Here is a 13266-nt window from a genome sequence, read left to right on the forward strand (position 1 = left end):
TGCCGCGCCCTGTTCGCGGATCCGCCACGATGACCACCCGCCGCTTCCTGCAACTGGATGTGTTCTCCGCCCGCCCCGGCAGCGGCAACCCGCTGGCAGTGGTGCTGGACGCCGAAGGCCTGGACGATGCCGCGATGCAGGCCATCGCACGCTGGACCAGGCTGCCGGAAACCACCTTCGTGTTTGCGGCGCCGGACGCGCACAGCAGTTATCGGCTGCGGATGTTTTCGCCACAAAAGGAAGTGCCGTTTGCCGGCCACCCCAGCGTGGGCACCGCACATGCGGTGCTGGAGGCCGGCCTGGCCGCGCCCGACGACGGTGTGCTGATCCAGGACGGCATCGCCGGCCAGTTGCCGCTGCGCGTGGAGCAGATCGCAGGTCACCGCAGCATCGCCATCCGCACCCCGCGCGCGCGCGTGGCCGAGCAAGTGCAGGCCGACGACCCGCGCCTGCGCGATGCATTGCGCGGCTGGCCCCTCGGCGGGCTGCCGCCCGCGCTGATGGACGGCGGCCGCACCTGGTGGGTGGTGGAACTGGCCAGCGAGGCGGCACTGCGCGGCCTGCAGCCTGATTGGGAGGCGATCGCCGCGCTGGCCGAATCCACCGGCAGCATGGGCGTGTTCGCCTATGCCGGCGCCGCAGCGCCCGGCGCCTACGATCTGGCGGTGCGCGCCTTCGTCGGCAATGGCCGGCGCTTCGAAGATGCCGCCTCCGGCGCGGCCAATGCGGTGCTTGCCGCCTGGCTGGACAGTCGCAACGCATTGCCCGGCAAGGAACGCCGTTATGTGGTCAGCCAGGGCCGCGAGATCGGCTTCGACGCCCTGCTGGAATTGCGCATCGATGCCAATGGCGACGTGTGGTCGGGCGGCCAGGTGCAGACGGTGATTCGCGGCACGCTGGATTGGGCGTGATCGCCGCCTGATCCTGCGGCTGACGCGCGCCTGGGTCGAAACGAAAAACGCTGTGGCCTCCCACAGCGTTTTCGTCATTCAAGAGGCTGATGTCGATTACCTGACCGCAGCGCGCGACACCACACCGGTCAGTCGGGACGCACGTCCACGCGCACGCGGATGCGATCGCCCGGGTTGTAATCGCTACGCGTGTGATAGGTGCGGCCCGCGTATTCGTACGTCACGTCGTAGCCATCGACACGATCGCGTTCGCGGCGGTAGGACACCGGCTCGCAGACGCTGACATTGCCCTGGTAGTTACGATTATTGGCTTCGTAGATCGAGCGGCCTGCCGCGACCCCGGCCATGGTGCCGACGGCGGTACCAACCAGGCGGCCATTGCCGCCGCCGACCTGGCTGCCGAGCACCGCACCGGCGATTCCGCCAATCACGCTGGCCACCCCGCGATTGGACACGCCGGCCTGGCCGTAGCTGCCACCATCGCGGTAGTAACCATCGTTGCTGGTGTAGTAGCCGTCGGCCGGGCGGTTGTAGCAGCGTTCGCTGCTGCGCTCGTTGTACGTATCGGTGACGATGATCGGGTCCACGCGTACCACTCGCGCGTATTCGTAGCGACCATCCTCGTAGTTGCCACGTCCGTTGTAGCCGCCGTCATAGCGCTGCGCGGTTGCATTGCCTGCAACGGCCAGACCCACCACCAGAGCACCAAGCACGAGAGTTTTCATTGCAGCAGCTTCACAGGGAGGACACGCAGCCGATGCTCGGCCTGCGCCAGTGAAACCGCCCTGAACCGAACCGCCCCCTGCAAAGCCCTATTCAGGTCGCCGCCAGCTGCGTACGCCGGCCACCATCGCCGGCGCACGCACAGGGATCACGCCTGGTTGGAAAACTCGCTTTCCAGGCTGATCGGCACCGCGCTCAGCGCCTTGGACACCGGGCAGTTCTTCTTGGCGGCATCGGCCAGCTCGCGGAACTTGGCTTCGTCGATCCCCGGCACCACGGCGGTGAGCTTGAGGCGGATCTGCGACAGCTGCGGGCCGCCTTCCATCGACAGGTCCACGTCTGCACGCGTGTCCAGCGAGGTGGGCGGAAAGCCTGCTTCGCTCAGCTGTGCGGACAGCGCCATGGTGAAGCAGCCGGCATGCGCGGCGGCGATCAGTTCTTCCGGGTTGGTGCCCTTCTCGTCACCGAAGCGGCTGCTGAAGGCGTAGCGGGTCTTGTCCATCAGCCCGCTCTGCGGTGTGCTGAGCTGGCCCTTGCCGGTCTTGAGGTCGCCTTCCCAGTGAGCGGTGGCGTGACGTGAAATACCCATTGCGATCTCCTGCGATGAAAGGAGCGGTCACGATAGGCGAGTGGATGTTATGGCGTGGTGCCTGGATTCGGGATTCGGGATTCGGGAGTCGGGAGTCGGGAGTCGGGAGTCGGGAATCGGGAATCGGGAATGGGAATGGGAATGGTAAGAGCAGGCTGCGTGCGCTCTGATCGCAAGGGCTTTGCGAGCGTCTGCGCGAAGACGCTCGGCCGGCGGCGACCGCGACCGCATTGTGGATGCGCGGTCGCGTCGCCGGGCTGGTTCAACCTAGCAGGGTTTCCAGTACGGCCATGCGTACCGCCACGCCGTTGGCGACCTGGCGCAGCACGCACGATTGCGCGCCGTCGGCGACTTCGTCGGTGATTTCCACACCGCGGTTGATCGGGCCCGGATGCAGCACGGCGGCATCACGGCCGGCGCGTGCCAGGCGCTCGCGGGTGAGTCCGTAGTCGGCGTGATACTGCTCCAGCGACGGCACCAGCCCTTCTTCCATGCGCTCGCGCTGCAGGCGCAGCATCATCAAGGCGTCGGCACCGTCCAGCATGGCATCGAAGTCCTGGCCGACCACGCAACCGTCCAGCATGTCGTCGTCTGGCAGCAGGCTGGCCGGACCGCAGACGCGGATCTCGCCGGCACCCAGCGTGCGCAGTGCATGCAGGTCCGAGCGCGCCACGCGTGAGTGCTTCACGTCGCCGACAATCACCACCTTGAGCTTGGAAAAATCGGTGCCCTTGGCCTGGCGCAGGGTGAGCATGTCCAGCAGGCCCTGGGTGGGATGCGCACTGCGGCCGTCACCGGCATTGATCAGCGCGGTGCCCTCGCCTGCGGCCGCGGCCAGCGCTTCCACCGCACCGTCGTCGGGATGGCGCACCACAAAGCCGCGCACGCCCATCGCCTCGAGGTTCTTCAAGGTGTCGCGTGCGGTCTCGCCCTTGCGGGTCGAGGAGGTCGAGGCATCGAAATTGAGCACGTCCGCGCCCAGCCGCTGCGCAGCCAGGTGGAACGAGCTGCGCGTGCGCGTGGACGGTTCAAAGAACAGCGTGCACACCGCGGTGCCGGCGAGCACGCTGCGCTTGCCTACGCGCCCCACCGCCGCGTCGCGGATCTGGCCGGCACGATCGAGCAGTTGCAGCAGCGTGGTGCGCGGCAGTCCTTCCAGGGTGAGCAGGTGGCGCAGGCGTCCGTCCGAATCGAGTTGCATGGTGGTCATCGCAGGTCGGGAGTGTCAGGGAAGAAGGGTGGCTTGGTCGGGCGCGGCCAACCAGCGTTCGACGATCACCGCGGCCGCCATCGCGTCCAGCGCCTCGGCATCGCGGCGGCGCTTGCGCCCGTCGGCGCGCTCGCGCGCGAAGCGCTGCGCAGCTTCGACCGAACTGGAGCGCTCGTCGATCAGTACCACCGGCAGCGCATAGCGCTCGCGCAGTTGGCGGGCAAAGGCATGTGCGCGCTTGCGTGCCGGTTGATCCTTGTCGTCCAGAGTGAGCGGGTCGCCGACCACCAGGCCGTCGGGGCGCCATTCCTTGTGCACGCGGTCCAGCGCGACCCAGTCCGGGCCATTCGCATGCACAGGGATGACCGCCACTGCACGCGCACCGGCACCCAATGCGGTACCGACCGCCACGCCGATCCGGCGCGACCCCACGTCGAAGCCCAGCACCGTGCCATCGGGGCGGATCGCGCCCGCCTCAGGCATGCCCGGAATAATCCGTCAGCCGGAACAGATCCACGCCGATGCGCCCGGCAGCGGTCTGCCAGCGATCTTCCAGCGCGGTGGCGAACAGCACGTTGGCGTCCGACGGCGCGGTCAGCCAGCTGTTCTCGCCCAGTTCGAATTCCAGTTGCCCCGCGCCCCAGCCGGCACAGCCCAGCGCCACCAGCGCATTGCGCGGGCCTTCGCCGGCCGCCATGGCTTCGAGAATGTCGCGCGAGGTGGTCAGGTACACGCCCTGCCCCACTTCCAGGCTGGAATCCCAGTCGCGCGCATCGTCGTGAATGACGAAGCCGCGCTCCGGGTGCACCGGCCCGCCGCTGAGCACGACCTGCTCACGCAGGTGGTCGTCGACGGTGTCGATGCCCATCTGCGACAGGACCTCGCCCAGGGTGTACTCGGAGGGCCGGTTGACCAGTACGCCCATGGCGCCGTTCTCGTCGTGCTGGCAGATCAGCGCGACGCTACGCGAAAAGGTGGGATCGGACAGCGCCGGAAGCGCGATCAGCAGTTGGTTGGCCAGAGGCGTGGGCAAAACGGACATGGCCGCATTCTAGCCGTTCGCTTCGCCGCGCGCAGAGCCGCTGCCATACTTGCTGCACCCAGGCGTCATTGGACTGCCGATGTGGCCGATGGACTTGGACCTTGCAGACGCCACCGATGGTCCGTCAGGCAAGACCGGCCCATTCAGATTGCTGGCGGCTGCGCAGCGGCCCTACAGGCTGTGCCTTACCGCGATCGATCTGCTCCGGTACGGCAGTCGATCTATCCACCCACGCGTCGCTGTTCGGTCGCTGTGGCCGTGCATCGGATTCCCGGCCACAGCGCCGGCCCTTGGTCCACTCACAGCCGGTCCACCTACAACCGGTCCATCAACAACAGGCATCTCATGAGCGGTTATTGCAGCATCGCCCCAGGCCATCCGGTCCATGGCCATTACCACGATCACGAATACGGCTTTCCGCAACGCGAGGAGTCCGAGCTGTTCGAGCGCCTGGTGCTGGAGATCAATCAGGCCGGGCTGAGCTGGGAAACCATCCTGCGCAAGCGCGGCAACTTCCAGCGCGCCTACGGCGGCTTCGACGTGGACACGGTGGCGGCCTATGGCGAGAGCGACATCGCACGGCTGCTCGGCGATGCCGGCATCATCCGCAACCGCTTGAAGGTGCTGGCAGCCATCCACAACGCGCAGATCATCCAGCAGCTGCGCACCACGCACGGCAGCTTCGCGCAATGGCTGGACGCGCAGCACCCGCTCGACAAAGCCGCCTGGGTCAAGCTGTTCAAGAAGACCTTCCGCTTCACCGGCGGCGAGATCACTGGCGAATTCCTGATGAGCCTGGGCTACCTGCCCGGCGCGCACCATCCCGAGTGCCCGGTATTTGCGGACATTCAGGCACTGTCGCCGCCCTGGATGCGCAGCGCGTGAGCGACACCCTGCGTGCCGCGTGCGGGGCGCCAGCACTCCGTGCCGCGGCCACACCGCATCACACCTCTCGCCTGCGCTGCTCGCTGAGCGTTGCTGATTGCCTTCGCCGCGGCAGTGCCGCAGGCAGACGCGCACAAGGTGCCTGGGCTTTCGCTGACACAGGTGCTGGACCAGTTGCGCCGTGACATTGCCGCCGTGCCGGCCAGCGACCCCACGCCCATCGACACCGTGATGAAACGCTACGCCGCTACCAGCGGGCAAAGCTTCGACATTGCGAGCCCGGATCCGGCGGAAGACTCCTAGGCAGTGTCACCCACGCAGCCGGCCGGCGTCACCGATGCCGAGTGGCACGCGCTGCAAGCCTAACGCACGCGCACCACCAGCGAAGCAGACGATCTCTCCGAGAACCGCAGCCACCACTACACCCTGATCGACCTGGACGAGGACGGCCAACGCGATCTGCTGGATGACGCCTATGTGGGCGGCACCGGTCTATTTACCCAAATCACAGTGCTGCGGGTCATAACGATGGCTTCCGCGCAGCCGCCCCCACGCCCACAGGTACAGCCAGACAGTGATTGCGCACCAGGCGGGTACCGGCGCGCGCTCCATGCCTACTCCGCGCACCGGCCGCGCCCGCCTTGCAGCGGCGCGATCGTTTCGACGATGCCGTCCCGCTTATCCACTCGCACGCACGCGGCGCACTAGATGACGCGGCCTTGCCGCAGCATCCACGATCACTGCACACCCGTCGCGGCATGGTCGGCACATGAGCATCCGCATCGGCATTTCAGGCTGGCGTTATGCACGCTGGCGCGGCACGTTCTACCCGACTGGCCTGGCCCAGCGGCGCGAGTTGGCCTACGCCGGGCGCTGTTTTCCCAGCGTGGAAATCAATGGCTCGTTCTATTCGCTGCAGCGGCCGGAGAGCTACCAGAGCTGGCATGACGAGACGCCGGACGACTTCGTCTTCGCGGTCAAAGGACCGCGGTTTGTCACGCATATGAAGCGGCTGCGCGATTGCGAACAGGCGCTGGCCAACTTCTTTGCATCCGGCGTACTGCGGCTGGGGCCAAAGCTAGGGCCGATCCTGTGGCAATTGCCGCCAAGCCTGCGCTTTGACGCAGCGGTGCTGGATGCATTTCTCTCCAACCTGCCGCACGACACCGAGGCGGCACTCACCCTGGCGCGCAAACGCGACACCACCTTGATGCATGGGCGCACGGCCTTGAGCGTCGATCGCAAGCGCCCGCTACGGCATGCGCTGGAAATGCGCCATTCCAGCTTCTGCGACCCGTCCTGCATGAAGCTGCTGCGCAAGCACAAGGTGGGCGTGGTGATGGCCGACACTGCAGGCAAGTTTCCGTACCTGGAGGATGTCACTGCCGACTTTGTCTACCTGCGGCTGCATGGCGACGCGCAGCTGTATGCCAGCGGCTACAGCGACCACGCTCTGGACCGCTGGCGCGAGCGGATCGCGGCCTGGGCCGCAGGCGGTGAGCCCTCCGATGCGCAGCGTGTCGGGCCGCGTGCCAGCAAGCGCGCGCGGCGCGACGTGTACTGCTATTTCGACAACGACATGAAGGTGCACGCACCGTTCGATGCGCGCGGCCTGATGCAGCGACTGGACCTGCCCACAGACTGCCCGGCGCGCGAGGAGGTCGTGTAATTCCGCTGCGCGCTCACACGCCCATGTAGCGGTGCGGCCGGTGGTTGAACATCAGCACCAGGCTCAGCATCAGCGCGCCAATGGCCGAATACAGTACCTTGTCCGGCGTCAGCACGAAGAACGCGACTAGCATGAGTATCGCATCGAAACTCATCTGCACCTTGCCCGCACTCCAGCCGCGCTCGCGCTGCAGATACACCGCCAGGATGCCGATGCCGCCCAGGCTGCCGCGGTGGCGGATGAAGAACAGGATGCCCAGCCCGGCCAACGCACCGCCCACCACTGCGGCAAACAATGTGCTCATGTGCGCATAGTCGGCCCAACGAGGCAGCAGGTCGGTCAAGGCCCCGCAGGCGCCCACCGCAGCGAAGGTCTTCAAGGTGAATTCCCAGCCCATGCGGCGCACGCTCAACCAATAGAACGGCAGGTTGACCAGCACGAACACCAGGCCGAAATTCCAGTGCAACGCGTAGTGCAGCAGGAAAGCCACCCCGGCCATGCCACCGATCATCAGGCCGCCCTTGGCGAAGATCGCCAGCCCCAGCGATGCCACCAACGTCGCCAGCACCATGCCTTGCGCATCCTCGGCCACCGAGTGGTGATACGCGTGGTCATCGGCGCTGGTACCGGCCGAATCCGGCGGCGGCGTCAGCGGGCCGGAGGTGAACACGGCACCGTCGTCGGGCAACGGCTCTTGCTCCGGACGGAGATCGGAATCGGGAAGGCTCACGGGCTGGGCACTGCGGTGGGGTGCGGATATTAGACACTATCGGCGCACCTGGTTACATCTGAAACATCACACCGTCCGCGCCGTCCGCTGCGCCCGTGTCGCTGCGGCGCCATCCGCCGCTGGCATCGCGCACCGGACAGCTGCAGTCAGCAACACGCCGCGCCCGGCGCAGGCCATCCTGCTTCAGCGCATGCCCCGGCCATCGGCCACGGCAGCACACCTGCAATCGCTCAACGAACCTCGGCGATCTCCACGCCATCCAGGCCCTGGGCAAGGGTCTTGGCGTCGCCGCCCTGCGAGAGCTTGATGCGCAGGCGCACCTCGTTCTGCGAGTCGGCGTAGCGCAGCGCGTCTTCGTAGCTGATTTCGCCGGCCTGGTACAGCTCGAACAGGCTCTGATCGAAGGTGCGCATGCCCAGGTTGGTGGACTCCTTCATGATCTCCTTGAGCTTGTGGATCTCGCCGTCGCGGATGTAGTCCTGCACCAGCGGCGTGCCCAGCATGATCTCCATCGCCACACGCCGGCCGCGACCATCCGGGGTCGGAATCAGCTGCTGCGCGACCACGCCCTTGAGATTGAGAGACAGATCCATCAGCAGCTGGTTGCGCCGGTCTTCCGGGAAGAAGTTGATGATGCGGTCCATCGCCTGGTTGGCGTTGTTGGCATGCAGGGTGCACAGCACCAGGTGGCCGGTTTCGGCAAAGGCCACGGCGTGATCCATGCCCTCGCGGGTGCGCACCTCGCCGATCATGATCACGTCCGGCGCCTGGCGCAGGGTGTTTTTCAGCGCGTTCTCCCAGCTGTCGGTATCGATGCCGACTTCGCGCTGGGTGATGATGCAGCCCTCGTGCTTGTGCACGAATTCGATCGGGTCTTCGATGGTGATGATGTGCCCGGTGGAATTCTGGTTGCGGTAACCGATCATCGCCGCCAGCGAGGTCGACTTGCCGGTACCGGTGGCGCCGACGAAGATGATGATCCCGCGCTTGGTCATCGCCAGCGTCTTGATCACCGGCGGCAGGCTCAACTCCTCCACCGTGGGGATGCGCGTTTCGATCCGGCGCAGCACCATGCCGACCTGGTTGCGCTGGTAGAAGCAGCTCACGCGAAAGCGCCCGACCCCGGACACGCCGATGGCGAAATTGCACTCGTGGGTCTTTTCGAATTCTTCGCGCTGCGACGGCGTCATCACGTTCAGCACCAGGTCGCGACTCTGTTGCGCGGTCAGCGGCGTCTGGGTGATCGGACTGATCTTGCCGTGCACCTTGATCGCCGGCGGCATCCCCGAGGTGATGAACAGATCCGACGCCTTCTGGTGCGCCATCAGCTTGAGGAAGGAGGTGAAGTCGATGGTGCTCATGGCGTGCTCCTTCGGAGCCGGGAATGGGAAATCGAGAATCGGGAATCGGGAAAGCCAGCAACCGGGAGCCGGGACCGGTCAGGAAACCTGCTGTTGCGATTCCCCATTCCCGACTCCCTATTCCCGAATCACTCGAAGATCCGCTTGTCCTTGGCGTATTCGCGTGCCTGGTTGCGAGTGATCAGGCTGCGCTTGACCAGGTCCTGCAGATGCTGGTCCAGCGTCTGCATGCCGTATTGCTGGCCGGTCTGGATCGAGGAATACATCTGCGCCACCTTGTCCTCGCGGATCAGGTTACGGATGGCCGGGGTGCCGACCATGATTTCCCAGGCAGCGGTACGCCCGCCGCCCACTTTCTTGAGCAACGCCTGCGAAATCACCGCACGCAGCGATTCGGACAGCATCGAGCGCACCATCGGCTTTTCGCCGGCCGGGAACACGTCGATGATGCGGTCGATGGTCTTGGCCGCCGAGCTGGTGTGCAGGGTGCCGAACACCAGGTGGCCGGTTTCGGCGGCGGTCAACGCCAGGCGGATGGTTTCCAGGTCGCGCAATTCGCCGACCAGGATGATGTCCGGGTCTTCGCGCAGCGCCGAGCGCAGCGCCTCGTTGAAGCCGTGCGTGTCGCGGTGCACTTCGCGCTGGTTGATCAGGCACTTCTGCGAGGTATGCACGAATTCGATCGGATCCTCGACGGTGAGGATGTGGCCGTATTCGTTCTTGTTGATGTAGTCGATCATGCCGGCGAGCGTGGTCGACTTGCCCGAACCGGTCGGGCCGGTGACCAGGATCAGGCCCTGCGGCTGGTCGATCAGCTGGCGGAAGATCGGCGGGCAGCCCAGGTCCTCCAGCGTCAGCACTTCGGACGGAATGGTACGGAACACCGCACCGGCGCCGCGGTTCTGGTTGAACGCATTGACGCGGAAGCGCGCCAGCGACGTGATCTCGAACGAGAAGTCGACCTCAAGAAATTCCTCGTAATCGCGACGCTGCTTGTCCGACATGATGTCGTAGACCAGCGCATGTACCTGCTTGTGGTCCAGGGCCGGAATATTGATGCGACGGACATCGCCATCGACACGGATCATCGGCGGCAAGCCAGCCGACAGATGCAGGTCCGATGCCTTGTTCTTGACAGAAAACGCCAATAGTTCAGCGATATCCATGCGCTGCTTTTCCCCTAGGCTGCGATTGGAAGTTACTCCCCAAGCGGCAGTATAGCGTTCTGGCTGCCGGCGGGAAGCGGCGCGCGGCCGGTTCAGGCCGGCACCATCGGGCGGGCCTGAAGGCGTTGGTTTGGGGCTGCGGTACGGGCACGCTCCTTGCCTGGTCCGGCTCGGACATCGACTGCCGGCTCGCCACGCCTGCGGCCGGTCCCGGCACCGCCGCGCGCCGGTGCAGCGTCCTTGGCCGGCCCGATTCGGCAACCCCGCTGGAAGGACGCTGCCGGGGGCGGCACTATAGCGTTCCTTTCTCGCCTGGATTGCCACGTGCCGGCTTCGTCGCTGCAGCAGATTCTCGATGCCATCCACGCCGCCGCGGCTCGGCACGCGCGCGCCGATGTGCGCCTGCTGGCAGTGTCCAAGACCCGGCCGGCGGATGCGGTTGCCGCGCTGGCGGCGCAGGGCCAGCGGGCGTTCGGCGAAAACTACGTGCAGGAAGCGCAAACCAAGATTGCCCGGCTGCAGGCGCTGGGCCTGGAGTGGCACCTGATCGGCCACCTGCAATCCAACAAGGCCGAACTGGCCAGCCAGTGGTTCGACTGGGTGCAGACCGTGGACCGCGCCAAGCTGATCGCACCGCTGGCCAGGCACCGGCCGGCCGATCGCGCCCCGTTGAATGTGCTGATCCAGGTCAATATCGACGACGAGGACAGCAAGCACGGCTGCGCGCCGGAGGCCGTCGACGGCCTGGCCGCAGCCATCGCGCTGCAACCGCAGCTGCAATTGCGCGGCCTGATGGCGATCCCCGCGCCGTTTCCCGAGCAGGCGCGCCGCATGGCGGCGTTTACCCGCATGCAGAACCTGTTCGAAGACCTCAAGCGCCGGTATCCGCAGGTGGATACCTTGTCGATGGGCATGAGTTCGGATTTTGCCGAAGCGATCGCAGCTGGCGCGACCATGGTACGGGTGGGGACTGCCTTGTTCGGCGAACGCGCGGCATCGGCTGCCGCAGCGTCCTGAGCATGCTTTCCGGTCAGCCGCGCGCAGCGTCGCTGCGCCCTCTTATCCTGCTTCCTCTTATTTAAGGTGTCGCAATGACTCTGCCCTCCGCCCCCGCGCCCTCGCCTACTGCCGCTGCGCTCACCGCGTTCGTCGGTGGCGGCAACATGGCGCGCAGCCTGATTGCCGGGCTGATCCGGCAAGGCGTCCCCGCTGCCAGCATCCGCGTCGCCGAGCCGGTGGCCGAACTGCGCGATGCGCTGGCGCGCGATTTCGGCGTGCATGCCGTGGAGCAGGCGCGCAGCGCGGTGGACGGCGCAGCCGTCTGGGTGCTGGCGGTCAAGCCGCAGGTGCTGCCGGCGGTATGCGCGCAGCTGGCCGATCTTGCGCAGGCGCAACAGCCGTTGCTGCTGTCCATCGCCGCCGGCATCACCGCGCCGCAGCTGGAGCGCTGGTCCGGCGGCAACCTTGCGGTGGTGCGCGCGATGCCCAATACGCCCGCGCTGCTCGGTGCCGGCGTCACCGGGCTGTATGCCAATTCCCGCGTGTCCGACGAGCAACGCGCGCAGGCAACCGGCTTGCTGGAGAGCGCCGGTGTCACCGTCTGGATCGACGACGAAGCGCAGATGGACGCGGTGACCGCGGTCTCCGGCAGCGGTCCGGCCTATGTGTTCCTGCTGGCCGAAGCGATGGAAGCCGCCGCGCGTGCGCAAGGCCTGCCAGCCGAGACCGCACGCACACTGGTGCTGCAGACCCTGCTCGGTGCCTCGCGCATGCTGACCGAATCGGGCGAAGCACCGGAGCTGCTCCGCCGCCGGGTGACCTCGCCCAACGGCACCACGCAGGCGGCAATCGAAACTTTTCAGGCCGGCCAGTTCGAAGCGCTCACCGCCCAGGCGATTGCCGCAGCGACCGAACGCGGCCGCAGCTTGTCGGCGGCCAATGATTAGTCGACGGTGACGGGACATCATCCAAAGCAGGAATGTCTCGCAGCGGCCGGCCGTGCCGCGCGCGGGAGTGCCAAGGCGACTGTGCGGTGGAACCGTCACGACGCGTCGCGCATCGGTGCCTGCCAGGTGCAGGAAAAAACCCGGCGCACGTGACTGGCGCACATGGCAGCAACAGCGCGAACGCAGCGGATCGACGGATCGAACAAGGCCTCTGGTACGCGTACCAACCGCCGGCAACGCCAGACGTCTCCTGCAAGGCGTAGCCACGCAGCAACGCTGATCGCGGCAGCGAACGCCACCGCCGGCAGCACACCGTGAGCGACGCTCGGCACCGAGCGCGCTGCAAAAAAGCACACATGCCTTCGCGCAAAGGACCTGCTGCTGTGCGTCAGACACCGCATCGCCATGCGCATTGCAGCCGCTTCGACAGCGCTTTGGCGGGGGTTTTCTGCCAGCGGTGAACGAATCCCCGTCAAAAGACGCTTTTTTTCGGTTGTTTCATCGTTTGCCTATTGGCGGCGCGCAGCAGTTGCCCTACATTTCGCGTTGCCGACCGGGTCGGCAGACCCAACACCACCAACGATCACGGAACACATAACTCATGGCAAAAACCGCCGCTAAGAAGGCTGCCCCCAAGAAGGCAGTGAAAAAGGTCGCCGCGACCAAGACCGCAAAGCCGGCCAAGGCCGCTGCTGCCAAGTCCGCTGCGCCGAAGCCGATCAAGGAAGCGCTGAGCAAGACCGGCCTGGTCGCGCACATTGCCGAATCCACCCAGCTGGCTCCGAAGGACGTTCGCGCCGTTCTGGCTTCGCTGGAAACGGCCGCCCATTCGTCGCTGAACAAGAAGGGCGCCGGCTCGTTCACCCTGCCGGGCATGCTGAAGCTGACCAGCGTCCACGTGCCGGCCAAGCCGAAGCGCAAGGGCATCAACCCGTTCACCAAGGAAGAGCAGACCTTTGCAGCGAAGCCGGCCAGCTTCAAGGTCAAGGCGCGCCTGCTGAAGAAGTTGAAGGACGCCGCGCTCTAATCCGAGC

The 13266-nt window shown here is 66.2% G+C and carries 15 protein-coding genes; 7 read left to right on the top strand and 8 right to left on the bottom strand.

The annotated features are described in order from the left end of the window. The first annotated feature begins 29 nt into the window (after positions 1-29). Positions 30-911, top strand: coding sequence for a PhzF family phenazine biosynthesis protein (locus EO141_RS10105; protein WP_127169113.1), 882 nt, complete (start codon positions 30-32; stop codon positions 909-911). Positions 912-1039: 128 nt separating this feature from the next. On the opposite strand, the gene EO141_RS10110 is transcribed toward EO141_RS10105, so the two are convergent. The 5 genes from EO141_RS10110 to EO141_RS10135 form a co-directional block, all read right to left on the bottom strand. After that, entirely contained in the window at positions 1040-1636 is a 597-nt protein-coding gene (locus tag EO141_RS10110; protein ID WP_164739147.1) for a glycine zipper 2TM domain-containing protein, read from the bottom strand. Between the two features lie 146 nt (positions 1637-1782). Beyond that, complete coding sequence (locus tag EO141_RS10115) at positions 1783-2223, bottom strand: OsmC family protein (RefSeq protein ID WP_104648124.1); 441 nt, start codon at positions 2221-2223, stop codon at positions 1783-1785. A gap of 262 nt (positions 2224-2485) precedes the next feature. After that, the gene (locus tag EO141_RS10125) at positions 2486-3433 is read right to left on the bottom strand and encodes an aspartate carbamoyltransferase catalytic subunit (protein WP_104583093.1); all 948 of its coding nucleotides are present in this window, start codon (positions 3431-3433) and stop codon (positions 2486-2488) included. Positions 3434-3448: 15 nt separating this feature from the next. Next, the gene (gene ruvX, locus EO141_RS10130; RefSeq protein WP_104583092.1) at positions 3449-3916 is read right to left on the bottom strand and encodes a Holliday junction resolvase RuvX; all 468 of its coding nucleotides are present in this window, start codon (positions 3914-3916) and stop codon (positions 3449-3451) included. Then, on the bottom strand, positions 3909-4475 hold the full coding sequence (locus tag EO141_RS10135) for a YqgE/AlgH family protein (RefSeq protein ID WP_115677633.1): 567 nt from the start codon (positions 4473-4475) through the stop codon (positions 3909-3911). Before EO141_RS10135 ends, ruvX begins: the two co-directional genes overlap by 8 nt. 345 nt (positions 4476-4820) lie before the next feature. Between EO141_RS10135 and EO141_RS10140 the strand changes: the two genes are divergently transcribed. From EO141_RS10140 to EO141_RS10150, 3 genes are all read left to right on the top strand, one after another. Continuing rightward, on the top strand, positions 4821-5360 hold the full coding sequence (locus tag EO141_RS10140) for a DNA-3-methyladenine glycosylase I (protein WP_127169115.1): 540 nt from the start codon (positions 4821-4823) through the stop codon (positions 5358-5360). 90 nt (positions 5361-5450) lie between these two features. Beyond that, positions 5451-5663 (top strand): hypothetical protein, encoded by a 213-nt coding sequence (locus EO141_RS21700; protein ID WP_241236646.1) that lies wholly within the window; start codon positions 5451-5453, stop codon positions 5661-5663. A 466-nt stretch (positions 5664-6129) separates the two neighbouring features. Further along, entirely contained in the window at positions 6130-7029 is a 900-nt protein-coding gene (locus EO141_RS10150) for a DUF72 domain-containing protein (RefSeq protein WP_127169116.1), read from the top strand. 13 nt (positions 7030-7042) lie between these two features. On the opposite strand, the gene EO141_RS10155 is transcribed toward EO141_RS10150, so the two are convergent. The 3 genes from EO141_RS10155 to EO141_RS10170 form a co-directional block, all read right to left on the bottom strand. Then, the gene (locus EO141_RS10155) at positions 7043-7717 is read right to left on the bottom strand and encodes a YitT family protein (RefSeq protein WP_164739170.1); all 675 of its coding nucleotides are present in this window, start codon (positions 7715-7717) and stop codon (positions 7043-7045) included. Between the two features lie 272 nt (positions 7718-7989). Beyond that, complete coding sequence (locus tag EO141_RS10160) at positions 7990-9120, bottom strand: PilT/PilU family type 4a pilus ATPase (RefSeq protein WP_016902355.1); 1131 nt, start codon at positions 9118-9120, stop codon at positions 7990-7992. Positions 9121-9248: 128 nt separating this feature from the next. Continuing rightward, a complete protein-coding gene (locus EO141_RS10170; RefSeq protein ID WP_104583089.1) occupies positions 9249-10286 on the bottom strand; it encodes a type IV pilus twitching motility protein PilT in 1038 nt (345 codons plus the stop codon). Positions 10287-10610: 324 nt separating this feature from the next. On the opposite strand from EO141_RS10170, the gene EO141_RS10175 reads away from it, so the two are divergent. From EO141_RS10175 to EO141_RS10185, 3 genes are all read left to right on the top strand, one after another. After that, positions 10611-11303, top strand: a complete 693-nt coding sequence (locus tag EO141_RS10175; RefSeq protein ID WP_127169117.1) for a YggS family pyridoxal phosphate-dependent enzyme — start codon at positions 10611-10613, stop codon at positions 11301-11303. Positions 11304-11377: 74 nt separating this feature from the next. After that, positions 11378-12232 carry a pyrroline-5-carboxylate reductase gene (proC, locus tag EO141_RS10180; protein ID WP_127169118.1) on the top strand — a complete coding sequence of 285 codons (855 nt, stop codon included), beginning with the start codon at positions 11378-11380 and terminating at the stop codon, positions 12230-12232. A gap of 601 nt (positions 12233-12833) precedes the next feature. After that, on the top strand, positions 12834-13259 hold the full coding sequence (locus EO141_RS10185) for an HU family DNA-binding protein (RefSeq protein WP_104583086.1): 426 nt from the start codon (positions 12834-12836) through the stop codon (positions 13257-13259). Positions 13260-13266: the final 7 nt, after the last annotated feature.

Origin of the sequence: Xanthomonas sp. BRIP62415, assembly GCF_003993515.1 — a bacterium.
GTDB classification, from domain to species: domain Bacteria; phylum Pseudomonadota; class Gammaproteobacteria; order Xanthomonadales; family Xanthomonadaceae; genus Xanthomonas; species Xanthomonas euroxanthea.